The sequence below is a fragment of the Acinetobacter sp. Li1LvA2 genome (genome assembly GCF_056156705.1).
In genome coordinates this window covers 1-23,450 of sequence record NZ_JBSICF010000016.1, presented here as the reverse complement: position 1 = coordinate 23,450, position 23,450 = coordinate 1, and the positions used below count along the sequence as shown (strand labels likewise).

At 39.3% G+C, this 23,450-nt stretch carries 27 protein-coding genes; 15 read left to right on the top strand and 12 right to left on the bottom strand.

The annotated features are described in order from the left end of the window. Positions 1 to 64 precede the first annotated feature (64 nt). The 4 genes from hflX to ACS604_RS18800 all read left to right on the top strand — a co-directional run bounded on the left by hflX (position 65) and on the right by ACS604_RS18800 (position 3,024). Positions 65 to 1,408: a ribosome rescue GTPase HflX gene (gene hflX, locus ACS604_RS18815; RefSeq protein WP_474772627.1), complete on the top strand. Its 1,344-nt coding sequence runs from the start codon at positions 65 to 67 to the stop codon at positions 1,406 to 1,408. A gap of 33 nt (positions 1,409 to 1,441) precedes the next feature. Further along, positions 1,442 to 1,813: a hypothetical protein gene (locus ACS604_RS18810; RefSeq protein ID WP_005299915.1), complete on the top strand. Its 372-nt coding sequence runs from the start codon at positions 1,442 to 1,444 to the stop codon at positions 1,811 to 1,813. 10 nt (positions 1,814 to 1,823) lie between these two features. Then, entirely contained in the window at positions 1,824 to 2,498 is a 675-nt protein-coding gene (locus ACS604_RS18805) for an LrgB family protein (protein WP_009388694.1), read from the top strand. Positions 2,499 to 2,580: 82 nt separating this feature from the next. Beyond that, entirely contained in the window at positions 2,581 to 3,024 is a 444-nt protein-coding gene (locus ACS604_RS18800) for a DUF2147 domain-containing protein (protein ID WP_004796314.1), read from the top strand. A gap of 33 nt (positions 3,025 to 3,057) precedes the next feature. Here ACS604_RS18800 and ACS604_RS18795 read toward each other — a convergent pair whose 3' ends face one another. Genes ACS604_RS18795 through pdxA form a run of 3 tightly spaced genes read right to left on the bottom strand, consistent with a single transcriptional unit; the run spans position 3,058 to position 5,717 of the window. Further along, positions 3,058 to 3,897: a symmetrical bis(5'-nucleosyl)-tetraphosphatase gene (locus ACS604_RS18795; RefSeq protein ID WP_474772625.1), complete on the bottom strand. Its 840-nt coding sequence runs from the start codon at positions 3,895 to 3,897 to the stop codon at positions 3,058 to 3,060. Then, on the bottom strand, positions 3,898 to 4,710 hold the full coding sequence (rsmA, locus tag ACS604_RS18790) for a 16S rRNA (adenine(1518)-N(6)/adenine(1519)-N(6))-dimethyltransferase RsmA (protein ID WP_005299908.1): 813 nt from the start codon (positions 4,708 to 4,710) through the stop codon (positions 3,898 to 3,900). Between the two features lie 23 nt (positions 4,711 to 4,733). Next, a complete protein-coding gene (gene pdxA / locus ACS604_RS18785) occupies positions 4,734 to 5,717 on the bottom strand; it encodes a 4-hydroxythreonine-4-phosphate dehydrogenase PdxA (RefSeq protein WP_151964717.1) in 984 nt (327 codons plus the stop codon). Positions 5,718 to 5,890: 173 nt separating this feature from the next. On the opposite strand from pdxA, the gene rplM reads away from it, so the two are divergent. From rplM to ACS604_RS18740, 9 genes are all read left to right on the top strand, one after another. Further along, the gene (gene rplM / locus ACS604_RS18780) at positions 5,891 to 6,319 is read left to right on the top strand and encodes a 50S ribosomal protein L13 (RefSeq protein ID WP_003656097.1); all 429 of its coding nucleotides are present in this window, start codon (positions 5,891 to 5,893) and stop codon (positions 6,317 to 6,319) included. Positions 6,320 to 6,331: 12 nt separating this feature from the next. Further along, positions 6,332 to 6,718 carry a 30S ribosomal protein S9 gene (gene rpsI / locus ACS604_RS18775; RefSeq protein WP_002048725.1) on the top strand — a complete coding sequence of 129 codons (387 nt, stop codon included), beginning with the start codon at positions 6,332 to 6,334 and terminating at the stop codon, positions 6,716 to 6,718. Positions 6,719 to 6,892: 174 nt separating this feature from the next. After that, on the top strand, positions 6,893 to 7,546 hold the full coding sequence (locus tag ACS604_RS18770) for a glutathione S-transferase N-terminal domain-containing protein (protein ID WP_005299902.1): 654 nt from the start codon (positions 6,893 to 6,895) through the stop codon (positions 7,544 to 7,546). A 6-nt stretch (positions 7,547 to 7,552) separates the two neighbouring features. Further along, the gene (locus ACS604_RS18765) at positions 7,553 to 7,987 is read left to right on the top strand and encodes a ClpXP protease specificity-enhancing factor (protein WP_151964716.1); all 435 of its coding nucleotides are present in this window, start codon (positions 7,553 to 7,555) and stop codon (positions 7,985 to 7,987) included. 17 nt (positions 7,988 to 8,004) lie between these two features. Further along, on the top strand, positions 8,005 to 8,661 hold the full coding sequence (locus ACS604_RS18760) for a hypothetical protein (protein WP_151964715.1): 657 nt from the start codon (positions 8,005 to 8,007) through the stop codon (positions 8,659 to 8,661). A 336-nt stretch (positions 8,662 to 8,997) separates the two neighbouring features. Further along, positions 8,998 to 9,357, top strand: coding sequence for a roadblock/LC7 domain-containing protein (locus ACS604_RS18755; RefSeq protein ID WP_003656109.1), 360 nt, complete (start codon positions 8,998 to 9,000; stop codon positions 9,355 to 9,357). 83 nt (positions 9,358 to 9,440) lie between these two features. Then, positions 9,441 to 10,406, top strand: a complete 966-nt coding sequence (locus tag ACS604_RS18750) for a hypothetical protein (protein WP_312824906.1) — start codon at positions 9,441 to 9,443, stop codon at positions 10,404 to 10,406. 8 nt (positions 10,407 to 10,414) lie between these two features. After that, positions 10,415 to 10,975 (top strand): GTP-binding protein, encoded by a 561-nt coding sequence (locus ACS604_RS18745; protein WP_474772618.1) that lies wholly within the window; start codon positions 10,415 to 10,417, stop codon positions 10,973 to 10,975. After that, positions 10,968 to 11,387 (top strand): roadblock/LC7 domain-containing protein, encoded by a 420-nt coding sequence (locus ACS604_RS18740; protein WP_004796294.1) that lies wholly within the window; start codon positions 10,968 to 10,970, stop codon positions 11,385 to 11,387. The genes ACS604_RS18745 and ACS604_RS18740 overlap by 8 nt, the downstream gene beginning before the upstream one ends. A gap of 54 nt (positions 11,388 to 11,441) precedes the next feature. Here the strand turns inward: ACS604_RS18740 and ACS604_RS18735 are convergent, their stop codons facing one another. From ACS604_RS18735 to ACS604_RS18710, 6 genes are read right to left on the bottom strand one after another with little or no spacing between them, the layout of a single operon-like run. After that, complete coding sequence (locus ACS604_RS18735) at positions 11,442 to 13,382, bottom strand: acetyl/propionyl/methylcrotonyl-CoA carboxylase subunit alpha (protein WP_474772615.1); 1,941 nt, start codon at positions 13,380 to 13,382, stop codon at positions 11,442 to 11,444. Positions 13,383 to 13,400: 18 nt separating this feature from the next. Next, positions 13,401 to 14,237 carry an enoyl-CoA hydratase/isomerase family protein gene (locus ACS604_RS18730; protein ID WP_151964711.1) on the bottom strand — a complete coding sequence of 279 codons (837 nt, stop codon included), beginning with the start codon at positions 14,235 to 14,237 and terminating at the stop codon, positions 13,401 to 13,403. A gap of 15 nt (positions 14,238 to 14,252) precedes the next feature. Continuing rightward, positions 14,253 to 15,410, bottom strand: a complete 1,158-nt coding sequence (locus ACS604_RS18725) for an acyl-CoA dehydrogenase family protein (RefSeq protein WP_151964710.1) — start codon at positions 15,408 to 15,410, stop codon at positions 14,253 to 14,255. Between the two features lie 42 nt (positions 15,411 to 15,452). Beyond that, positions 15,453 to 17,066 carry an acyl-CoA carboxylase subunit beta gene (locus ACS604_RS18720; protein WP_474772614.1) on the bottom strand — a complete coding sequence of 538 codons (1,614 nt, stop codon included), beginning with the start codon at positions 17,064 to 17,066 and terminating at the stop codon, positions 15,453 to 15,455. A gap of 2 nt (positions 17,067 to 17,068) precedes the next feature. Then, positions 17,069 to 17,950, bottom strand: a complete 882-nt coding sequence (locus ACS604_RS18715) for an SDR family oxidoreductase (RefSeq protein WP_474772611.1) — start codon at positions 17,948 to 17,950, stop codon at positions 17,069 to 17,071. 20 nt (positions 17,951 to 17,970) lie between these two features. Then, positions 17,971 to 19,776 carry an acyclic terpene utilization AtuA family protein gene (locus ACS604_RS18710; RefSeq protein WP_474772610.1) on the bottom strand — a complete coding sequence of 602 codons (1,806 nt, stop codon included), beginning with the start codon at positions 19,774 to 19,776 and terminating at the stop codon, positions 17,971 to 17,973. Between the two features lie 185 nt (positions 19,777 to 19,961). Between ACS604_RS18710 and ACS604_RS18705 the strand changes: the two genes are divergently transcribed. Beyond that, positions 19,962 to 20,561 carry a TetR/AcrR family transcriptional regulator gene (locus ACS604_RS18705; protein ID WP_474772608.1) on the top strand — a complete coding sequence of 200 codons (600 nt, stop codon included), beginning with the start codon at positions 19,962 to 19,964 and terminating at the stop codon, positions 20,559 to 20,561. After that, on the top strand, positions 20,558 to 21,058 hold the full coding sequence (locus tag ACS604_RS18700) for a GNAT family N-acetyltransferase (protein ID WP_174730341.1): 501 nt from the start codon (positions 20,558 to 20,560) through the stop codon (positions 21,056 to 21,058). The genes ACS604_RS18705 and ACS604_RS18700 overlap by 4 nt, the downstream gene beginning before the upstream one ends. Before the next feature lie 43 nt (positions 21,059 to 21,101). Here the strand turns inward: ACS604_RS18700 and ACS604_RS18695 are convergent, their stop codons facing one another. The 3 genes from ACS604_RS18695 to ACS604_RS18685 form a co-directional block, all read right to left on the bottom strand. Beyond that, positions 21,102 to 22,265, bottom strand: a complete 1,164-nt coding sequence (locus ACS604_RS18695) for an acyl-CoA dehydrogenase family protein (protein ID WP_474772605.1) — start codon at positions 22,263 to 22,265, stop codon at positions 21,102 to 21,104. 136 nt (positions 22,266 to 22,401) lie between these two features. Further along, positions 22,402 to 22,965: a DUF4256 domain-containing protein gene (locus tag ACS604_RS18690; RefSeq protein WP_443270172.1), complete on the bottom strand. Its 564-nt coding sequence runs from the start codon at positions 22,963 to 22,965 to the stop codon at positions 22,402 to 22,404. A gap of 20 nt (positions 22,966 to 22,985) precedes the next feature. After that, the gene (locus ACS604_RS18685; protein WP_174732953.1) at positions 22,986 to 23,336 is read right to left on the bottom strand and encodes a GFA family protein; all 351 of its coding nucleotides are present in this window, start codon (positions 23,334 to 23,336) and stop codon (positions 22,986 to 22,988) included. Positions 23,337 to 23,450 lie beyond the last annotated feature (114 nt).

Below are 23,450 nucleotides of genomic sequence, written 5' to 3'. Positions count from 1 at the left end.
CTTTCCCCTTTTGCATAAGTTTCATCTAGAATAAAGTTTTCCCATTTTCAGGATTTACAACCACGTGGAATATGTTGATCGGCATCAAGGCGGTGAACGCACAATTTTAGTGAGTGTTTCAGTACAATTATTAGATGATCTGGATGCCGAAGAGTTTGCTCTACTTGCACAGTCTGCTGGTGCAGATATCCTTGAACATATTAAGGTTCAGCGAAATAAACCCAATCCTAAATTTTTTATTGGTTCAGGAAAAGTCGAAGAAATTGGAGAGCGAGTTCAGGAACTAGAAGCAAGTCTGGTGATTTTTGACCATGCTTTGTCACCCGCTCAAGAACGAAATTTAGAAAGAATATTGAAATGCCGAGTCATTGATCGTACAGGATTAATTTTAGATATTTTTGCCCTGCGTGCCCGTACGCATGAAGGTAAATTACAAGTTGAACTTGCACAGCTGAAGCATTTATCAACCCGTCTTATTCGTGGTTGGTCAGCCGACTTTGAGCAACAAAAAGGTGGTATTGGCCTACGTGGTCCCGGTGAAACGCAACTAGAAACAGATCGTCGTCTCATTCGTGTACGTATTGCTCAATTAAAAGATAAATTAGAAAAGGTACATCAAACCCGTATACAAGGACGTGCTGCAAGACAAAAGGCAGCTATTCCAACTGTATCGTTAGTAGGCTATACCAATGCGGGGAAATCAACTTTATTTAATATTTTAGCGAAAAGTGATGTCTATGCAGCCGACCAACTATTTGCAACACTCGACCCGACATTACGCCGTTTGGAATGGGATGGTATTGGTACTGTAGTGCTCGCAGATACGGTAGGTTTTGTACGAAACTTACAGCACGATTTAATTGAATCATTCAAAGCAACACTTGAAGAAACCCTAGAAGCCACGCTTTTACTACATGTCATTGATAGTAATAGTCATGACATGCTTGATCAAATTGAAGCAGTTGAAGGCGTATTAAAAGAGATTGGTGCAGATGCTCCTGTACTTCGGGTATACAACAAAATTGACCTGAGTGGTGAAGAAGCCAAAATTGTTTATGCCGAACCACATGTACCAGATCGAGTTTATGTTTCTGCTCACGCTGGCCTTGGTCTAGAGTTACTTCAAAAAGCAGTACAAGAATGTTTAATGGGGCAAATTCAAAAGTTTTCTCTGATTCTTAAACCTGCTTATGGCAAATTTCGCACACAGCTTTATGCCTTAAATGTAATTGAGTCTGAACACTACGATGATGCAGGCTTATTACATATTGATGTACGTATTGCACCACATAAGCTAGAAAAGCTTATTCGCCAAGCAAAACTGCCCTTAGAAGAAATCTTGGGAGAACGCGCTAATCAATTTAAACGGCCATTGGAAGAGTTTGAAATCAAAGGCGAGATCAGTTAAAACTCGATAAGTAAACTTTTAGAGATAAAAAATATGGATAAGATCAAAAGTATAGACTGGACAGCATGGGTAGCAACTTTACTACTCATTATTGGTTTTCGTGAAGGCTCTGTCATCGTCATGCGTGCTTTTGGTCATCCAGAATTAGGTAATCTGGTCGGGTTAATCAGCTTACTCACTGTTTTGATTATTTGGAGAAAGTTCAAAAAAATCCCTCTTCGAATAGTTGATACGAATAATAAAATCATGAAAGAAAGTGGTTTTGCTTTTTTACCTGTTTGTGCTGGCTCTTTAATTATGTTGGTGCATATGGGGAAAGAAATTCCACTATTCCTTTTTGTTTTAGTGGTCAGCACCCTTATACCTTTGTGGGTCTATGCAAAAATGGCAAAACGTTGGTTATAAGGAGAATAAAATGTTTACGATTTTCTACGGTTTTTTGATCACACTTATTGGTTATCTATGTGCAAAACCTTTAAACCGACGCTTTCCGCAAGTTCCACTTTTAGTTTTCGGCATGTTCATTGTCATTGCATTACTTTCAGTTTTACAAGTTCCTTATGAACAATATCGCCTTTATGTGAATGACTTATTTGGTCATCTATTAGGTTATGTCACAGTAGCCTTAGCCATTCCTTTAGCTGCAATGCGTTACGATGATCTTCCAATTAAATCAGTGATTGGTATTTTACTTTTTGCAAGTATTAGCGCCGTTGCTTTGCCTATGGGCCTCGCTTACTTGTTACATATGTCGGAACCTACCATTCTTGCATTTGCAACCCGTGCGGTGACTACTCCTATCGCCTTAAATATCGCAACGTTATTGCATGCTCCTGAAACGCTGGTAACGCTTATTGTTATTTTATCTGGGGTTATTGGAGCAGCTTTTTCACCATTTTTACTTAAGCATATTCATGATGAAAGAGCATCTGGATTAGCCTTAGGTTTAGCTGCACATGCCATAGGAACAGCTCAAGCGTGGCAACGCGGACCTGTTGCAGGTCGCTACGCTGCATTTGGTATGGCTTTAAACGGCGTATTTACTGCAATTTGGCTGCCTACATTAATGTTGTCACTTGGAACGCCATAATTAAGAAGCCTATTAAATAAACATTGAACGGTATATCAATTCGAAATAAGATGACCTTTCAATGTTAAAAGGATTTTTAATCATGGGGAAAATTTTTATTGGAGCTCTGCTCTTACTGGGGATCAACACTGCTACGTTTGCAGCAGACATTACAGGTCTTTGGCAAACAATTGATGATAAAACTGGTGCTCCCAAAGCACAGGTAGAAATACGAAAAGAAGCAAATGGGACATATGCCGGAAAGATTATCAAAGTTACACCACGCCCAGGTTATACCCCTAAAGAGATTTGTGATAACTGCCCTTCGCCGTATACTAATAAACCAATTATAGGATTGGATATTGCAACCGGCTTAAAACAAACAGATGATCTTAATTATACAGGTGGGAAAATTTTAGATCCTAATACTGGTAAAGTTTACGGGCTTAAAGCAAAACTCAGTGCAACTGGTAAACGTCTTCATATGCGTGGATATCTTGGCGTTTCAGCATTAGGCCGTAACCAAATTTGGTTACGCGTAGAATAAAAAAATAAAAAAGCCGCTTATGCGGCTTTTTTATTACATCACTGGATTTTCAACAGCAAAGATTTCTTTGTCTTCAAGGCGATAAGCCATTAATTTTCTGCCCCAGACACAGCCACCATCAATATTCTGAATCTGATTATTAATCGTTCTGCCCTCGAGCGCAGCCCAATGACCAAAAATAATTTGATGAGTTTGTGCCGCGTTGTTCGGAAATTCAAACCAAGGTAAATAGCCTTCTGGCATTGGCGCATCTAGAGCATCTTTAAAACTGAACTCTAAAGCCCCTTCTTCGTTGGTTAAACGCATGCGGGTCAAATAATTAGTAATACAACGTAAACGAGCTGAACCCGTTAAGTCGTCTTTCCACAAATCTGGTTTTGAACCATACATTTCTGCCAAAAAAGCGTCCAATACAGATAAGTCTTGATGTGAGAGTACTGCCTCCACTTCTTTTGCAAGCGTTGCAGTTTTTTGTGCATCCCAAATACAAGGTATACCTGCATGAGTAAGAATTGTGTGCTCATTCGGGAATAAACATAAAGGTTGTTTACGCAACCAGTCGATTAACTCATCACCATCAATTGCATCAATAACATCCTGCGTGCGATCTTTTTCTTTAATCTCTTTTAAACCACGCGCACCAGCAACTAAAGTCAGATCATGATTTCCGAGTACAGTTGCAGCAGCTCCCCGATCAGCAAGTTTTTTAACAAAACGTAAAGCGCCTACTGAATTTTCGCCACGAGCGACCAAATCACCCGCAAACCATAAAAAATCTTGGTCTGGATCAAAACGTATTTCTTTAAGTAAGGCCTTCAGAGCTTCAAAACACCCTTGTACATCGCCAATCACATAATTAAAACGTTTAGTCATTTATGCCACCATTTGATCAGCTAAAGCAACAAATTGAGCAAGTGTTAACGTTTCTGGACGAGCCATTGGATCAACGCCTGCTTTTTCAAAGCCATCTTCAGCAATCATACCTTTTAGACTATTTCTTAGGGTTTTACGGCGTTGGGTAAATACATGAGCAACCAAACGAGCTAAAGCTTTTTCATCTTTTGCAATAATTGGTTTTTGTTCATATGGAACAAGGCGGAAAACAGCACTCGTTACTTTAGGTGGCGGATTAAATGCGCCCGCTGGCACTTCAAATAAAAATGTAGGTTGGCAATAATACTGAATCATTACCGACAAGCGCCCATATTCTTTTGTGTTTGGTTCGGCAGTAATACGTTCAACCACCTCTTTTTGCAGCATAAAGTGCATGTCTTTAACTTTACTGCCAAATTCCAAGAGATGGAAAAGTAATGGAGTTGAAATGTTATAAGGTAAATTACCAACTACACGTAATGGTCGACCATCTTTTACCAGTTCATTAAAATCATATTTTAATGCATCAGCTTCGATAATAGTTAAACGTTCAGGGTGTGGAACGCGTTCTGGCAAGCCTGCTGCTAAATCACGATCTAGCTCAACCACTGTTAATGCATCACACTCTCCAATTAAAGGAGAAGTTAAAGCAGCCAAACCAGGTCCAATTTCAACAACATTTTCACCCGCCCGCGGATTCACCGAGCGCACGATTTTGGCAATGACTCGTTGATCATGTAAGAAGTTTTGACCAAAACGTTTACGAGCTTTATGCCCTTCATCTTTCGGGTTTAGGGCATTAATTTGATACATATAACATTTCCAACATGAAAAATTTAGCTCGCTGCCAAAGATAACGCTAAATCGACAGCGACATTTAAACTTGAGCTTTTTGCCAAACCAGTCCCAGCCAAAGACAATGCCGTGCCATGATCGACCGAGGTTCGAATGAATGGCAAACCCAATGTAATATTGATGGCCTCACCAAACCCTTGTGATTTTAACACAGGTAAACCTTGATCATGGTACATAGCGAGTACAGCATCAGCTTTTTTAAGATGCTCAGGGGTAAATAAGGTATCCGCAGGCAAGCTTAGACTCATTTTAATTCCTTGCGCTCGATAAGTTTCGAGTACTGGATTAATGGTATCAATCTCTTCACGCCCCAAATAACCATCTTCACCTGCATGAGGATTTAAGCCACACACTAATATGCGCGGATCTGTAATTTTAAATTTAGTTTTTAAATCATGTATTAAAATATCGATGACTTGATGTAACCGCTCTTTGGTAATTGCATCGGCAACATCCCTTAAAGGCAAATGTGTAGTCGCCAAGGCTACACGCAGAGTCTTGGTTGCAAGCATCATGACAACACGCTCTACCCCTGCAAACTCTTGATAATATTCAGTGTGACCACTAAACAAAATGCCTGCATCATTAATGACCGATTTTTGCACTGGTGCCGTAGCTACCCCAACACTCTTACCAGACATGGCATAATCAGCTGAGCGGTGTAATTGTTCTAATACATAAGCCGCATTAGCTGAATTTAATTGGCCATCAACAACCGCCTTTTCTAAAGGTACATGCTCTATATAAAGCTCACCAGAAGAGGATGATTCAGCTTGTCCCGTATATTCTATAAATTGAATATCTACCCCTAGTTTCTGGGCACGTTGTTCTAATAAATTTTGGTCCCCCAAAACAACAACAGGACGTTCATCAACTCGCTGAGCCAAGCTCAAGCAAATATCTGGACCAATACCAGCAGGCTCACCGGAAGTGACATATAAAGGCAGCATAATCAACCCAGACACATAACTAAAATTTGTTTGATTTTAACATATCCCACATTCATCGGTTTATGGATTAAATTATGTGGCTTAAACTGGATTTTTCTTGTGACTTTGAACAAACTCGTTTAGAATGCTCGCTCCTTTTGTTTGGACAGATTCCATAGTCCAAACCAACTATAATAGGTAGTGGTTTAATGAAAACTCTCAGCGCTAAGCCAGCTGAAGTTCAACATGACTGGTATGTTGTTGATGCTTCTGGCAAAACTTTAGGTCGCCTTGCGACTGAAATCGCTCGTCGTTTACGCGGTAAGCACAAAACTTCTTATACTCCTCACGTTGACACTGGCGATTACATCGTTGTGATTAATGCTGAACAAGTTCAAGTGACTGGTAAAAAAGCGCTTGATAAGAAATATTATCGCCATACTGGTTTCCCTGGTGGTATCCGTGAGACTAACTTCGAGAAGTTAATTGCTCACAAGCCTGAAGCTGTTCTTGAAAAAGCAGTTAAAGGCATGTTACCAAAAGGTCCTCTTGGTTATGCAATGATCAAAAAAATGAAAGTGTACGCTGGTACTGAGCATCCGCATGCTGCTCAACAGCCACAAGTTTTGGACATCTAAGGGATACAGCACATGGCTACTAATTATGGTACAGGTCGCCGTAAGACCGCAACTGCACGTGTTTTCTTGTCTGCTGGTACAGGCAAACTCGTTATTAACAACCGTACTTTAGAGCAATATTTCGGTCGTGAAACTGCTCGTATGGTTGTTCGTCAACCTTTAGAACTTTTAGAAGTTACTGAAAAGTTTGACCTTTACATCACTGTTAAAGGTGGTGGTATCGGTGGTCAAGCTGGCGCGATCCGTCACGGTATTACTCGTGCGCTTATCGCTGCTGACGAAACTTTAAAACCTGTTCTTCGTCAAGCTGGTTTCGTTACTCGTGATGCTCGTGAAGTTGAACGTAAGAAACTTGGTTTACGTAAAGCTCGTAAGCGTCCTCAATTCTCTAAACGTTAATTCGTTTACCGAGTTGGACAAAAAGCCTTGGATTTTTCCAAGGCTTTTTTATTATGAAAATCGAACAATAAAATGCAAACTTATAAATATAAACAAACTATCTCTTTAGAACCGTGATTTCCTAGAGCATTTTTAGTATCCTAATCGATTCACTCAACCACGTCGTCTTGTGATATGTCGGTCGAAAACACCTCTATTCAGGGGATTACCCTTTACAGTCATGCTGATGATTTCCGTTCTCACTGGATTCGTTTTCTATTAGCAGAAAAGCAAATCAAATATCAATTGATCATAACTGACCATGAAGACGAAGATTTGGCAAGTTTGAATCCTTATAACCAGTTGCCGATGTTGGTCGAGCAAAATCTTAAATTATTTTCAGCACCTATTATTGCTGAATATTTAGATGATCGTTATCGCCAAAGTAAGCTTTACGCAGATGCTCCAATGATGCGTGCAGAGCAGCGTCAATATATATGGAGACTTGAAAATGACTGGTTCAAGTTAGCAGATCACATGTTAAAACATGCTGATTCTTTAAATATCGAACAGAAGCAAAAAGCTCAAAAAGAATTACGCGAAACTTTAATTTCACTTACGCCCCTATTTCAGCATTTCCCCTATTTTATGTCTGAAAATTTCACAATTTTGGACTGTATGCTTGCACCTATCTTTTTAAGATTAAATAGCATGGGAATAGATTTACCCAAACAGCATTGTCGTCCGATACTTTTGTATTGTAAACGTATCTTTGAGAGACCTTCTTTTGCTAAATCAATGACGGCTCAAGAGAAAAACCGTTACAATGAACTATTAAATATGGAATAGTGTGATATGTCTGAGCAACCTATTGATTTAACCCCTACACGTCCTTATCTTGCTCGTGCAATCTATGAATGGATTTGTGATAACCAACTTACTCCTTATCTATTAGTAGATGCGACACAGCCACATACCGATGTTCCACAGCAATTTGTTAAAGATGGACAAATCGTTTTAAATATCGTGCCTCATGCTGTTCATCAACTTATTATCGGAAATGAAGCCATTACTTTTTCTGCTCGTTTCGGGGGAGCTTCAAAAGACATTTATGTACCTATTCAAGCTGTTCTAGGTATTTATGCACGTGAAAATGGACAAGGTTTATTTTTTGATCCTGAAGAATATGCCAATGTAGCGCCTGTAGAAAATACAGTAGAGTCTGAAGTACAAGAAACAATTGAAACAACATCAACTAAGAAAAAACCAACGTTAAGAATTTTAGATTAAATTTAGAGGAAGAAAGCATGGCATTTGATTTAGTCCAATATTTTGCTGAGCAGATAAAAATTCAAAAGCCTCAGCTTTTAAATCAATATCCAGTTAATGAAAAAAATAAACTGATTGATGAGGTGAATATTCTTACGCTTGGAAAACTGATTAGTTTATGGCGCCAAGATGACAATAAGATTTATCAAGAAATCAAAACTTCAGATCCACTTTATATTCAAGAAGTTGCTCGTCATTTAACAACATCTAAGCATAATCAGTCAGCTTTAAAAAACTCAGAGCTAGAACAGAGTATTTCTGAAATTTTAACTTTGCAGTTAGCAGAGCTTAACCAGCTCGATGAAACAGGTGGTTTTGGGCATAATGGCTTAAAAGAATTAATCTTAGGCCAAGTAGAACATTTATCAGGTCAGGCAGAAGATTGGGTTTGGTCAACAAACCACCTAAATGAGTTAATTGGTTCTAAACCAGTGGAACAAGAAGAGCTATCATTGGATACAACAATGAAGGAGTTCAACCAAATGGTTCACCAAGCCCAACCTCATCATGATGATTCGCATATTGAAGAACAAGCTGCTGAGATTTCTGTACCTACATGGTCAAAGATTATTGCCCCTGTCGTTGCTTTAGCAATTTTGGGTTATCTGTATTGTATTTACACGCAACTTGTTTAGTTTAATCATTATTATAAAAAAGGGGTTTTTATACCCCTTTTTTATGATTAAAATTAAAATAATTTATTAATCAATATTGTATTAACATTCTATTACAATTACTTTAACTAAATTTAAAAATATATAATGTAAACCGCATCGCAGTCTTAAAAGTATAATGTAAAAATAATCTTATAATGTTTTTTCTAGTCTGACATTTTACGTCACTTCTTTCCCAAAACAGAAACCTCCCGCTCTACTTAATGAATTGACTTCAAATTATTTAGAAATACAATGAATTTCAGCTACTTTTAGAAAAGTAGTTTATATAATTTTAGAATCCTGAGAGATAAAAACATGGCTAAACTTTCTTTAGATAGCTTAACTGAAATTGATGGTTTTATTGCTTCTGCACTTGTTGATTCAGAAAGTGGATTATCACTTGCAACACAAGGTGGTGGGGAAATTGATTTAGAATTAGCTGCTGCCGGAAATACAGAAGTAATTCGTGCAAAGCGAAATATTGCCAATGCTTTGAAATTAAATGACAATATTGAAGATATTTTAATTACATTAGGTAAGGCTTACCACTTAATTCGACCTCTAGAAAGTAATAATAATTTATTCCTTTACTTAGTCCTTGACCGTAGCAAATCGAACTTGGCCATGGCTCGTCATGAGTTAAAGTCATTTGAAAAAGAGCTAGACTTTAGCTAATTAAACTAAGATATGCTTTTTATATTTATTATAAAAAGCATATTAAAACCATTATATTATTCAATAAAACTTAATGTGATACTATGGATAGGAATTGCATAAATATTGCTACATCTGGTTTAAGCTTAAAAGTTTTAGATGAATTAAAAACTTTAATCAGAAAGTTAATATCTAATGAGTATAGTATTAATTGGGTTAATATTTCTAACAGTCATATTGATCTATTATTAATTAATGAAAACTTCTTTGACTCAGATAATATTCAAAACATTCTTCAAAAGAAAAAATGCCCTTATTTAAAAATTACTAAAACTCCGTCACAAAATGAATATCAATTTGATGAACACACCCTTCATTTGCCACTAGAAAAAGTAGAATCTCTATTAGACTGGCTACAAATAAACCTAATATCTTATTTAAACCAAAAGAAAATTGCCTTAGTTTCAGATTTATCAAATGAGTCCATACTCATTGATGATAAGTTTATAAGGAATTTACACAATTCAGAGAATGCCAAATTACACATCTTTGATGATAAAGGCACTCTCGCCATTATTGATAACAGGACTCAGATGGCTTGGTTGGAACCATCACGCCAACAAACTCAGACCAATCAAAGCTTTGATTTCACTTTTGCTAAAACCTCCGACTTCACCAAAGTGTCTCGTAAAAAAAACTACTATTTGCAGGACTGGCTATGGAATTTGTTTTGGCATTCAAAAAACTTTGAAAATCTAGCCTCGAAGGATAGTTATTTTAAAATTGACCATTGGCCACAGCCCTACCAAAAAGAATATAGAAAAGTGAGCCTACAACTCTCTGCTTGTTTTATACAGGGAGCAAAAATTACTGATGTGGCGAACCAACTTAACTTGTCAATTGATGACGTCTTACGCTTCGTTACCGCTTGTTTAATAGCAAATAATGGAAAATTTATTTCTGCGAATAAATGTGCTTACACGCCAAATTCTCATTTAGAAAATTCAAATACAGACAATCATTTTTTTAAAAATTTTATAGGGAAGATTAGACGGCGTTTTGGTCTTTAAGGGAAATTATGATTATACAGCAATATAAAATTGTCTTTGCAGGTAGTATGGGGGCAGGAAAAACAGAAGCGATTAAATCGCTATCTGAAATTCCAATTTTGGGAACAGAAGCATTCAATACTGATGTACAAAGCCACCAGAAAACCCAAACTACCGTAGGCATTGACTATGGTGAAATTACTTTAGATGATGGAATCAAAATCGGACTCTATGGCACCCCCGGACAAAGCCGTTTTGATTTTATATGGTCGATCATTTGTGAAGGTGCAATCGGCGTTATTTTATTATTAGATCATAATAGTCATAATCCGATTGAAGAGCTAGAAAGCTACTTAGAAACCTTTAAAAATTATAATGATAATATTGCAATTGGTATTACTCATGTTGATGAGAATAAAGAATCGTCACTTCAACAATATCGTCATTGGATAAAAGCAAATGGACTTTCATATCCATTATTTTTTATTGATGCACGCGAGCAGGAACAAATTTTAATGATGGTTGAATCATTAATTGCATCTCTTGAAGTCAAAGTAGGTTTAACATCTCAGGGGAATGATCATGCTTAGCATCCCAACTCAAAAACGCACCGCGCCTACACAATTGCTACAGCTAGCAAAAACTGAAGCTCATAATATTTTGATGAATACGCGTGGTGTAGATTTTGTCATGATTTGCTCTTCTGATGGTTTTGAATTAGCAACAGTAAGTCATAAAAACTACCATAACACCACCAAATTAGCGGCGGTGAGTAGCTCAATTTTGGCAATGGTCACTGCTTTTTTAAAAGAGATTCAGCTCACTGGCTGTAACAACATTACTTTAGATGCAGATAATGGTAAGGCTATTCTGACGGCTATTCCAGCAACTCATCACCCGATGGTCATGGTCACGCTAAGTAATAAAGAGGTACTTTTAGGACAACTATTATATAGCCTAAAAAAAGCAAGTCAGTTGATCGCAGAAGCTGATGGAGAATAACTCAAAACTACTGATCGAAAATAAATACCGCTCAAATAGAGCGGTATTTTTCACTTAAGTTTGAATACTAAATAACATTTGCCGTTTTTTTACTTGTTGACCCTGTTGCCCTAACACATCTTCAACTACCCCATCCACATCAGATTTAATCTGTTGCTGGATTTTCATAGCCTCAAGCACTAGTAAGGTTTGGCCTTTCACAACTTGATCACCTTTATCAACCAAAATATTCACTACAGCACCATCCATCGGTGCACGAATTTTGCCATCACCAGCTACATCCACTATTTCTGGGGCAGCATAAGTTACATTGCGAATTGCAATATTTCCATTATCTCGATCTAAATAAAGTTGATCATCATCCAGTACATATTGCACACGGCGACGTACACCATTCAGTAAATAAACTAATTGCTCTGCCGTTCTTTCGAGCACTTCAATACATACTAATTGATCGCAGAGCTGTACCGTAAACGTATTATTTAGCGATGAAAGCTGCAATTGAACTTGCTGATCATCATATTTAAGCTTTAATGGTAATGGCACACCTAGGCCAGTTTGCCACACTGCCGCACCGTTACTTTGGCTAAATAATGCCGCAGCAATTGCTAAGGTTTCTAAAGATAGAACCTGCTTATGTAGACTGCTGTCATTTTGAAAATGCCGTTGAATGAACGCAGTATTAGTATCTCCTGCAACAACAATTGGATGACGCAGTAAATTGACCAAAAACTGTTTATTGCTATTTACACCTAGCAAAACACAATCATCCACAGCACGAGCCAGTAAGCGAATCGCATCCTCACGCGTTTTACCATATGCGATCACCTTTGCTACCATCGGATCGTAAAATGGACTAACCTCATCAGTTACTAACATCCCATGATCAATCCGTACATTTGGCAAAGTTGCTGGCTGCCAACGCAGAACTTGTCCTGTCTGTGGCAAGAAATTCTGACATGGGTCTTCTGCATACAAGCGCACCTCGATTGCATGACCGTTTAACGTCAATTCATGTTGTTGCAAAGGCAACTGTTCACCATTGGCAACACGCAACTGCCACTCAACTAAATCTAAACCTGTAATGAGTTCAGTAACAGGATGTTCCACTTGCAAACGGGTATTCATTTCTAAAAAATAAAATGTACCTGATGCATCAAGTAAAAACTCAACAGTTCCCGCACCTACATACGCACATGCTTTAGCTGCTGCTACAGCTGCCTCACCCATTTGCTGGCGTAGTTCAGAAGTCATGACTGGACAAGGTGCTTCTTCAACAACCTTTTGGTGACGTCGCTGAATTGAACAATCCCGTTCAAATAAATAAACATAATTGCCGTGTGTATCACCAAAAACCTGAATTTCGACATGGCGCGGCGCAATCACTGCTTTTTCTAAAATAAGCTCACCTGAACCAAAAGCATTTTCAGCTTCTGAACGTGCTGTTTGTAATGCCTCAATCAATTCGGATGAGTGCTGCACCAAACGCATCCCGCGGCCACCACCGCCCGCTGAGGCTTTGACCATAATCGGAAAGCCAATCTGCTCGGCTTGTGTCGCTAAATACTCAAGGTCTTGACGATCACCTTCATAGCCCGGTACACAAGGGACGCCTGCTTCAATCATGGCAATTTTTGAGAGTCGTTTACTCCCCATTAGCTCAATTGCAGAAGCTGTTGGTCCAATAAATGTAATCTGGTTATCGATACATGCCTGAGCAAAATCAGTGTTTTCTGACAAAAAACCATAACCGGGGTGAACAGCATCTGCCCCAGTTTTTTTACAGGCTTCGATAATTTTAGCAATGGAAAGATAAGACTCGGATACTTTAGATGCCCCAATATAAACAGCTTCATCGGCTTCTTGTACATGCCGAGCGTTACGGTCTGCATCAGAATAAACCGCCACAGTTTGATAGCCCATTGCTTTGGCTGTTTGCATGACTCGAACTGCAATTTCACCACGATTGGCAATCAGTACTTTTGAAAATTTCATTATTTTTATCCTTATTTCTTATGACTCATCGGCCCAATTTGGCAAACGTTTCTGGATAAAAGCCATCGTTCCTTCTTGTCCTTCAGCTCCACCAACTGCTTGGGCAAACTGCTGAGCTGCGTCATCGAGCAATTCATTTAAAGGTTCATTAAGTGTTCGATGTAATAGTGCTTTAGTCACACGCGAAGCTTGAGGAGCTGCTCGTTTAATTTGCTGAATTGTTTCTTGTAAAGCTTGCTCAAGTTCAATTTCATTATGTGCAATTTGATGAACCACACCGATATTCAGTGCCGTATGTCCTTCAAAGCGCATACCTAATAAAGCTAATCGACGAGCCTGAGTCAGACCAATACGTTTCACTACAAAAGGAGCAATTTGCGCAGGAATCACACCCAGCCCAGTTTCAGGTAAACCAAACTGAGCATTGTCACGGCTAATGGCAACATCGGAAACACATGCCAGACCAAAACCACCACCTAACACCGCACCTTCTAAAATCACCACAACCGTTTGCGGTGCGGCTTCAACTTGCTCAAGCATGGCACCAAAACGGCGGTTAAAATCCATATAAGGTTGTAGACTGCCAACATTAGCTGCCTCAACACGTAAAGCTGCCATGTCTTTGATGTCACCACCCGCACAAAAAGTTCCACCTTCACCACGGATGATGACCGCACGAATTGAAAGGTCATCGCGAATGACAGCAAAAACTTGCTGAATTGCATTAACCATATTCAGGTTCATGGCATTGCGACTCTCTGGTCGATTTAACCAAAGGTATAAAATACCGCCGTCCTGCTCCAATTGAATACTGTCATCTATATCTAAAACTTGTAGAGATGCTGAAAGTGTCATGGTCGTTCCTTATTTTTATTTCTGTTTTTTAGGTAGGATGTCCATCAACTTACAGATAATCCCCAACATAATCTCATCTGCCCCGCCACCAATTGAACCTAAACGACCATCACGATACAGCTGTGATGCAGGGTTATCCCACATGAAGCCATTGCCACCCCAATATTGCAGACAGCTATCGGCAACTTCACGGCTTAAACGTCCAGCTTTTAGTTTTGCCATAGAAGCCAGTTTGGTCACATCTTCACCCGCAATATGCTGCTCACACGCTTGGTAGGTGAGGGCTTTAAGTGCTTCTACTTCAGTCATAAGTTCAGCAAAACGGAAATGAATATATTGGTTATTGATGAGTGGCTGACCAAAAGTGGTACGCTCTTTGGTATAGTCGATGGTCTTTTCGATTAAATTTTCCAACCCACCAATGGCATTGGCACAAGCCCATAGACGCTCTTCCTGAAATTGCATCATTTGCATCATAAAGCCCATACCTTCAACGCCAACCAAATTACGTTGCGGTACACGGACATTGTCCAAATAAACTTGCGCTGTGGTCGTTGAACGCATCCCTAATTTATTAAGTGGCTCTGAAAAACTAATCCCTTTCGTTTTTGCGGGCACAATAATCATCGACTTATTAACGTGTGGTTTATCATCAGACGTGTTGGCTAAAAGACAAAAGAAGTCAGCTTGCAATGAGTTGGTAATCCACATTTTGCTGCCGTTAATGACGTAATCATCGCCATCTTTTTTAGCTGTAGTTTTAATAGCAGCAACATCCGAACCAGCATGCACTTCAGATACCGCAATCGATGCGACATATTCCCCAGCAATCGCTGGTGTTAAAAACTCATCACGTAATTCTTTACTACCAAAACGGGCCAAAGCTGGTGTTGCCATATCGGTTTGCACACCAATCGCCAAAGGCACGCCACCACAAGCTGCATAGCCAATTTCTTCTGCAACTACAAGGTTATAAGAATAATCTAAAGCTAAACCGCCATTTTCCTCAGGCTTACAAATCCCCAATAAACCAAGATCACCCATCTTTTTAAATACATCGTGGATTGGGAACTGCCCTGCAGCTTCCCATTCCGGAATATGTGGATTCAGCTCATTTTGAACAAATTGACGAGCTGTACGGCGTAATGCTTCATGTTCGGCAGTAAATTTCATTGTGTTATTCCTATTAATTTTTTTAATTGCGGTAAAGGTTGATTAAAAACGGGACACACCAAAAAGAGTTGGATTTAGCTCTCGTTGCTGTGCTTCATAAATGGTTTGTAAAAGGAAAATTAATAATTTTCGGGTATCTCTCGGATCGATAATGCCGTCGTCATGTAGCATGGCCGTATTGAAAAGCGCGGTGGATTGCTGCTCTAATTTCATGGCCGTACTTTGCTCAAGAAAATCGAGCATTTGCGGATTAGGCTCCTGACCAGAAGCTTTTTGCTTTCCTTCGGCTACAATACGTAATACTTTTCCAGCCTGTGCAGAACCCATTACAGCAACATGCGAATTCGGCCAAGCAAAAATAAAATCTGGCGATAAACTCCGACCGCACATCGCGTAGTTACCAGCGCCATATGACCCTGCCACAACGATTGAAATTTTAGGTACAGTACAATTGGCAACCGCTTGAATCAATTTCGAGCCGTGTTTGATAATACCGTTTTGCTCTGCATCAGTTCCTACCATAAAACCTGTGGTGTTATGCAAAAATAATAATGGACGCTTGGTCTGTTCACATAGATGTATAAACTGCGCTGCCTTCGCTGCCCCTTGAGGTGTAATCGGGCCATTATTAGTAATAATTCCTATATGTAGTCCACCAATTTTTGCCCAGCCACATACTGTTAAATCATCATATTCCTGTTTAAATTCTAGAAAATCCGAATCGTCAATAATACGAGCAACCAATTCTTTCATATTGAATGGTTGTTTAGGGTCACTTGGAATAACACCCAGCAGTTCCTCGGTATCGTAACGAGGTTCTTTATAAGTTGTTTCAACTGGCTTGATTTGCTCTTTCCAGTTCAGGTGTTCAAAAATTTCACGTGCCAGTCGAATCCCATCAGCATCATTTTCAGCTAAGTATTCTGCTGTTCCAGCAATCTGTGCATGCATTTCTGCCCCGCCTAACTCCTCAGCTGTTGCCACTTCGCCCGTGGCAGCCAAAAGTAAAGGCGGACCTGCAAGCAACATCTCGGTTTGCTTACGCACGGCAATGACATAATCTGAAAGACCGGGTTGATAAGCACCACCTGCCGTTGCATTACCATGCACCACAGCAAGTTGTGGAATACCTGCCGCAGAAAGTCGTGCCTGATTGGCAAAGGTCATACCGCCATAGGTAAATACTTCCGCCGCATAATTTAGGTTGGCACCGCCACTTTCAGTCAACGTAATCAACGGGAGTTTTTGTTCCAAAGCAATTTTTTGCAAGCGTAAGGTTTTCTGCACACCCATAGGTGACATGGTTCCGCCTTTGATTGCGCTATTACTTGCAGAAACAAGACAACGCACACCACTGACAAAACCAATGCCAGCAATCACGCCGCCACCCGCCTCAGAGCCATCTTTATCATCATGCATGTTGTAACCGACCAAACCACACAGCTCAACAAAAGGTGAATCGGCATCGAGCAACAACCGTACACGCTCATGCGGCAAAATCTTGCCTTTCTTATCGAACTTCGGTTTGGCAGCATAAGATTTATCAATACTTTTTTGCTGAATTGCACGGACTTCACTCAGTTGAGTAAGCAGTGCCTCTTTATTTTTTTGATACTGTTCACTGCCTACTGCAATCTCAGATGGAAGAATTGTCATCGTTATTCCTCCTCGGTTTGTTTTTTAAAAATTTCAGGAATAAATGCACGGTGGAAACCATTATAAGACTGACTATTTGTGGCTTCGCCTAGTGGATACATACGTGTACCTTGAGATGCAGCACCATCAATACGTAAAGTCACACCCGACACAAAAGCCGCAGCATCAGATAGTAAATAACAAATCGCCGAGGATACTTCTGACTCGGTTCCCATACGTTTTAACGGCACATTGCCAGCAAGACTTGGAATAATCAGTTTGGCAAAATCACCGCTATAATTATCCATACCAGATGACACAATCCACCCTGGTGCAACCGCATTTACACGTACACCAGATTTCCCCCATTCGACCGATGCTGTTTTGGTTAAATTATCAACTCCCGAACGCGCAGCGCCAGAATGTCCCATTCCCGGCATTCCACCCCACATATCGGCAGTCATATTGACAATACTGCCGCCATGTTTTGCCATCCATTGGTTATAAGCTTCGCGCATCAAATAGAAAGTCGCATGCAAGTTATTACGCACAACTGCGTCAAAACCATTTGCAGAGATATTCTCTAAAGCTGAGGGGAACTGGCCGCCAGCATTGTTCACCAAACCATCCAATTTGCCGAATTTTTCAATCACTTCGGCAATCATATTTTTCACTTGTTCTTCTTCACGGTTATCACAAACAATGAAATGAACCAGCCCACCATCTTCTATAATTTCCTGGCTTACTTTCTCTAATTTCTCAATTTTGCGTCCTGTAATCACCACTTGAGCACCAAGGGCAGCAAGCTCATGTGCAGTACAACGACCAATTCCTGAGCCGCCACCTGTCACAATAATGACTTTATTAGCAAAAGCATCTGGTCTAAAAATTGATTGATAACTCATCTTTGTTTCTTCCATTTATTTTATTTTTCTAAAAGATTTGCCGGAACTTTGACAGGCATATCCAATAATTGTTGTGCAAATGCTTTACCTTGTGGATCAATACGTAAGCTTGCAACACCACCGCCACCCAAGGCATTCTCCAACATAAAATTCAGTGCATTTAAACCTGGTAACTCATAACGAATCACTCGTCCTTTCTCTGCATCCAAGACATGCTGCATATAACTTGCAACCGTCTGTTCAGTCAGTGCCGCACGAATCCACGGTAAATATTCTGCTTTACGCGCAATCACACCGATGTTGCTATGATTGCCTTTATCACCACTGCGAGCATGTGCAATTTCAATCAAAGGAACTTCAATTTCATCTCCTTGATAAACTGCATTTTCGCCTGCTGTTAATGTAGGCAATTGTTCTATAGAACCACCTTGTGGAACCTCAACTGGATAACGTTTGCCTTCAAAGTCGATTTCGACATTAACTTGATTTTTATCGATTAAAAATGAAAATAACTTGATAACTGGAGACGCTTTTGGTCGGCCTCCGACAATTCCTGCCAAGGCTGGAGCCATACCTGTTGAAGCCTGTGCAATTTCTGATGCAAAGAACATACATGCTTCTTTAAACATGTGTTTTACAGCTATTTTGACCACAACTTCACGGCTATTTAAAGCCTGAGCATGTGCTCCATAGGTACTTTCGATACCTAAAATCTCAACCGACTTTTCACTAAATGGCGGCACCGAACGCATTGCTAAAACACGCTCGCATTTCGTCAAAATAGCATCAGCAATCACTTGTGCTTTTTGTGGTGCCTCACGTCCTGCAATTAAAAAACTGACTAAAACCCGATATCCATCTGGGTAAGTCGCACTGACTTTATACTGCGCAGTCGGTGCTTGTCCTTTTGCCCCTGTCACACGAACTCGATGTTCCCCGACTTGCTCTAAATGCACCTGACTAAAATCCGCAATTACATCGGGTAGTAAATATGCTTGCGGATTACCAATTTCATAAATAATTTGTTCACCAACCGTGGCAGTAGATACCAGCCCACCTGTACCCTGGGGTTTGGTCACAACAAATGAGCCATCTTCACTCACTTCAACGACTGGAAAGCCCATATTGTCGAAGCCTTGAACTAAGCGCCAGTCGGTAAAATTACCACCTGTACATTGCGCACCACATTCAATCACATGACCTGCCAGTGAACCTTGCGCCAATTTGTCATAATCATCGAGCGACCATTGATATTCATGAAGTAACGGAGCAAGTACCACAGTAGAGTCAACCACGCGGCCAGTTATCACAATATCTGCACCTACGTCTAAGGCATCACGAATTGCTATAGCTCCTAAATAGGCATTACTACTCGCCACCTGTTCTGGTAAAAATTCCCCGCTAAACATTTCCCGAATATTTTGCTGTTTGAGTTGCTCATGTTGCGGTAAAAGATCATCACCTAAAACCACGGCAACTTTTAGATCTAGACCATATTCTTTAATTATTTTTTGCAAAGCATCTCGACATGCCAATGGATTAACACCACCAGCATTACTAATGACCTTAATCTTTTTTTCTGCAATTTTTTTAAGTAAAGGCGCCATCACCCGACTGACAAAATCCAAAGCATAACCATGTTTTGGCTCTACCATTTTCGCTTTTGCCATAATCGACATGGTGATTTCTGACAAGTAATCAAAAACCAAATAATTAATATCGGCTAAATGTACTAATTGGAAAGCGGCAGTATTGGTATCCCCCCAAAAACCTGAGGCACAACCTATTTTTACGACACGCTTATCATCCTGCTGATCACTTGCCATTTTATTTCTCATTATTTTGTTTAAAAATTACACTCAACATTACCAAGCAAGCGCTTGGTTTGTAAAGAGCAAAATGTTATTGTGAAATTGACTAAAACTGCCAAACTCGACAATTCACCTAAAACATGATGAGATTTGGCAAATTTTTCCGTTAAGTATTTTTATATAAAGGAACCAGCTTTCGCATGATTGCTACTTCAATTGAACAGATTCCAAATATTTCTTGCTTTGACGATAGCCCACGTGGTCGTTTATTAAGGGGGGCGGCCTATTTATTTCACAAGCAAGGCTATGACAAAACTACTGTACGCGAACTTGCTCAATTTATTGGAATCCAGTCAGGAAGCTTATTTCACCACTTTAAAAGTAAAGATGACATCCTCGCTCACGTGATGGAGGAAACCATTATTTACAATCTTGCTCGTTTACAAGATGCGGCAGCTCAATCTACCGATCCAGAACAACAATTACGTGCCCTTATTAAAGCTGAACTCATTTCAATTACTGGAGATACAGGTGCAGCCATGGCTGTTTTGGTTTATGAGTGGTTTGCTCTGTCAAAAGAAAAACAGAATTATCTTTTAGAAATGCGTAATCAATATGAACAAATCTGGCTAAATATTATTGAAAAGTTGCGCAGTCAGGGCAAAATAAAACATGATGCTTTTATTTGGCGAAGATTAGTTGGTGGTGCGATTTCATGGACCGTCACTTGGTATAAAGCTGAGGGTAAAGTTAAAATTGATGAGTTAACGGAAATGGTTTGGGAAATGGCGTTGAAATGAGTCTAATCTATTTACGTAAACCCAAGAAAAATGACCTTGCAGAAATTAAAGAAGCTTATGCACGTAGTGTTCAATTACATCAACCGTGGACATATCCACCAGCTGACTTTCAAACATATTTAGAACAAGAGCATCGCTATTTTGTCTGCTTAACCGATAGCCATGCAATTGCCGGAACATTTAATATTTCAAATATTATACGCGGTCACTTTCATTCAGCCTATTTGGGTTATGAAGCATTTCATCCCTATCAAGGTCATGGCTACATGAAGCAAGGCCTAAAATTATTACTTAAAGAGGCATTCGAAAATTTAAATTTACATAGGTTAGAAGCGAATATACAACCTGACAATATTGCTTCGATTCAACTAGTTTCCAAAGCTGGTTTCATTAAAGAAGGTTTTTCTCGGCAATATCTTCAAATTGGAGGAAAAACATGGAAAGATCATGAACGTTGGGCAATTTTAAATGAGAAATGGATAGAACCATCTCAGTAAACTCTGGATGAGATGGTTCATACAAGCAAAACCTACTCTAAAATTAATAACCTAACTGCTTACTAATTAAATCTTTCATAATTTCCTCAGCACCACCACCAATCATATTGACCTTCACTTCACGATAAATACGTTCAGACTTAGTCCCACGCATAAATCCCATGCCTCCCAACGTTTGTACTGCTGCATCAGCACAAAATTGCATAGTACGAGTCGCAACATTTTTAAGCATTGAAATTTGCGCCACTAATTCAGGTCCTTGTAACTTCGGCTGAGTCATTTTCCATGCAGTTTCTTCAAGTAATGCCCGTGTTGAGGTCAATCGTGTTGCCATATCTACCAATTTATGACGAACCACTTGATGATCAATTAATCTCTTACCAAAAGTTTTCCGTTGTTGCGCCCAGTCTAAAGCTTCTTCATAACAGACTAAAGCATAACCATAAGCCACAACACCTAAGAAAAAACGCTCCATATTAAAGTTATTCATAATAACTTTAAAACCGGCGTTTTCTTTGCCGAGCAGATTTGATGCAGGTACTCGTACTTGATCAAAATGCAAATGAGCTGTATCAGAAGCCCACCATCCCATTTTCTTTAAAGGTGTTTTAGTAATTCCTTCACTGTGCGCATCAACGAGCAACATTGAAATACCTTCCGCACCTGTTTTTGTCGGATCTGTACGCACTGCAACTGTATAGTAATCTGCACGAATTCCCGACGTAATAAAAGTCTTCTCACCAGAAACAATGTAGTAATCACCATCACGAACAGCTTTAGTCTGTAATGCAGCGACATCCGAGCCACCACCAGGTTCTGTAATAGCTAAAGCAGAAATTTTTTCACCAGAAATAATCTCTGGGAGGACTCTAGCTTTTAACTCCTCACTTCCAAAATGCTGAATGGGAGGGGCGCCAATTGTGTGTACCATGAGTGAGGTATGTACTCCTCCAGAACCCGCCTTTGCCATTTCAATACCGGCTAGTAATGAATAAAATGGATCTGCATCAGGAATACCACCATATTCTTCAGAAAAACCTAGTCCCAATAGACCAATTTCAGCAGCCTTTCTATAAAGCTCTCTAGGAAATGTCTCAGCTTCATCCCATTCATTAACGAAAGGTGTCATTTCTTTTTGTACAAATCGACGAACATTATCAGCAAAAGCAATATGTTGTTCATTATAGTAAATTGGGTTGAGTTGCATGTTTAGAAATGTCCTGATGTTTTTATTTAAATCCAGCACCTATCTTGTCATGTTTGCCGTCAATCAAAAGTTGCAAGAAACTCCATTTTCTTGGCATAAAACATCAAACAGAATTATTTTTATTTGAATAAAACACCTATACTCTTAAGCAACAGCGAAAACCACGGACAGCATAATATGATTGTGCTCCATTATGATAAATAAAGACTCGACCATAGCGACGGTCAGCAAAAATAGCTCCATCTAACCGTCGAATCTCATCTGGGGTGTTGAGCCAACTTGATGTTTTAAGATCAAACTCCCCTAACTTTTGTAATTCATGGTATTGCTCTTCTGTGAGAAGCTCAGCTTCCATTTCTTTAGCTACATCGATTGCACTATTTTTGGGAGGATGATCTTTTCTAGCCTCCAAAGCCTCTCGATCATAACAAAGGCTTCTACGACCTTTGGGTGTCTCAGCAGAACAATCAAAAAATAAATACTCATCCTTCTGTTGATCATAAGAGATAACATCAGGTTCTCCTCCAGTATTTTCCATTTCTTGCAACGACCATAATTTTTCAGGCGACTCTAATAATTTAGCTCGCACATTTGTCCAATCAATTTCTTTATGGCGATGTGTGTTTTTTTCAAATCTCTTCTTTAATAGTTCAAGCAGTGAATCTAATTCTGCTGGAGTTAATTGTTTTTTAGTTGTCATTGAATAAATCCTTATGATTATTAAGCTGAACGTCCATCAAAATAATTTATTTTTATTTTTTCTAAATCTATATCATCTATGCATCGAACATTAATCGCAAACATAGAATTACCCTCTGCATCTATACCTTGAGCATAGGGATGAATACCGCAATTTTTACAGAAATGATGGTTAATCACATGCTTGTTAAAAGTGTAATTCGCTAAAGTATTAGGAGAATCTAAAGTAACTGTAACTTGATTAATGGGTAGGAACCATAGTAAAGACCCTTTCTTTTGACAGATCGAGCAATTACAAGATAAAGCTTCTGTTAGCTCACCTTCTGCGACAAACTTTACCTGACCACAATGACAACTTCCTTGATATTTCATTATTCTTACTCTTTATAATTTTCATCCTACTTACTTTTCCAGTTTAAAGAATAAGTTTCCATATAAAAATGTAATCGAGCTACTTAATATTGATTTAGAAGATGCAGGCCTTGC

Coding starts and splice junctions, on each gene's coding strand:
- ACS604_RS18810 (WP_005299915.1), top strand. CDS start 1,442: ATGGATAAGATCAAAAGTATAGACTGGACAGCATGGGTAGCAACTTTA.
- ACS604_RS18805 (WP_009388694.1), top strand. CDS start 1,824: ATGTTTACGATTTTCTACGGTTTTTTGATCACACTTATTGGTTATCTA.
- ACS604_RS18800 (WP_004796314.1), top strand. CDS start 2,581: ATGGGGAAAATTTTTATTGGAGCTCTGCTCTTACTGGGGATCAACACT.
- ACS604_RS18795 (WP_474772625.1), bottom strand. CDS start 3,897: ATGACTAAACGTTTTAATTATGTGATTGGCGATGTACAAGGGTGTTTT.
- rsmA (WP_005299908.1), bottom strand. CDS start 4,710: ATGTATCAAATTAATGCCCTAAACCCGAAAGATGAAGGGCATAAAGCT.
- rplM (WP_003656097.1), top strand. CDS start 5,891: ATGAAAACTCTCAGCGCTAAGCCAGCTGAAGTTCAACATGACTGGTAT.
- rpsI (WP_002048725.1), top strand. CDS start 6,332: ATGGCTACTAATTATGGTACAGGTCGCCGTAAGACCGCAACTGCACGT.
- ACS604_RS18770 (WP_005299902.1), top strand. CDS start 6,893: ATGTCGGTCGAAAACACCTCTATTCAGGGGATTACCCTTTACAGTCAT.
- ACS604_RS18765 (WP_151964716.1), top strand. CDS start 7,553: ATGTCTGAGCAACCTATTGATTTAACCCCTACACGTCCTTATCTTGCT.
- ACS604_RS18760 (WP_151964715.1), top strand. CDS start 8,005: ATGGCATTTGATTTAGTCCAATATTTTGCTGAGCAGATAAAAATTCAA.
- ACS604_RS18755 (WP_003656109.1), top strand. CDS start 8,998: ATGGCTAAACTTTCTTTAGATAGCTTAACTGAAATTGATGGTTTTATT.
- ACS604_RS18750 (WP_312824906.1), top strand. CDS start 9,441: ATGGATAGGAATTGCATAAATATTGCTACATCTGGTTTAAGCTTAAAA.
- ACS604_RS18745 (WP_474772618.1), top strand. CDS start 10,415: ATGATTATACAGCAATATAAAATTGTCTTTGCAGGTAGTATGGGGGCA.
- ACS604_RS18740 (WP_004796294.1), top strand. CDS start 10,968: ATGCTTAGCATCCCAACTCAAAAACGCACCGCGCCTACACAATTGCTA.
- ACS604_RS18735 (WP_474772615.1), bottom strand. CDS start 13,382: ATGAAATTTTCAAAAGTACTGATTGCCAATCGTGGTGAAATTGCAGTT.
- ACS604_RS18730 (WP_151964711.1), bottom strand. CDS start 14,237: ATGACACTTTCAGCATCTCTACAAGTTTTAGATATAGATGACAGTATT.
- ACS604_RS18725 (WP_151964710.1), bottom strand. CDS start 15,410: ATGAAATTTACTGCCGAACATGAAGCATTACGCCGTACAGCTCGTCAA.
- ACS604_RS18720 (WP_474772614.1), bottom strand. CDS start 17,066: ATGACAATTCTTCCATCTGAGATTGCAGTAGGCAGTGAACAGTATCAA.
- ACS604_RS18715 (WP_474772611.1), bottom strand. CDS start 17,950: ATGAGTTATCAATCAATTTTTAGACCAGATGCTTTTGCTAATAAAGTC.
- ACS604_RS18710 (WP_474772610.1), bottom strand. CDS start 19,776: ATGGCAAGTGATCAGCAGGATGATAAGCGTGTCGTAAAAATAGGTTGT.
- ACS604_RS18705 (WP_474772608.1), top strand. CDS start 19,962: ATGATTGCTACTTCAATTGAACAGATTCCAAATATTTCTTGCTTTGAC.
- ACS604_RS18700 (WP_174730341.1), top strand. CDS start 20,558: ATGAGTCTAATCTATTTACGTAAACCCAAGAAAAATGACCTTGCAGAA.
- ACS604_RS18695 (WP_474772605.1), bottom strand. CDS start 22,265: ATGCAACTCAACCCAATTTACTATAATGAACAACATATTGCTTTTGCT.
- ACS604_RS18690 (WP_443270172.1), bottom strand. CDS start 22,965: ATGACAACTAAAAAACAATTAACTCCAGCAGAATTAGATTCACTGCTT.
- ACS604_RS18685 (WP_174732953.1), bottom strand. CDS start 23,336: ATGAAATATCAAGGAAGTTGTCATTGTGGTCAGGTAAAGTTTGTCGCA.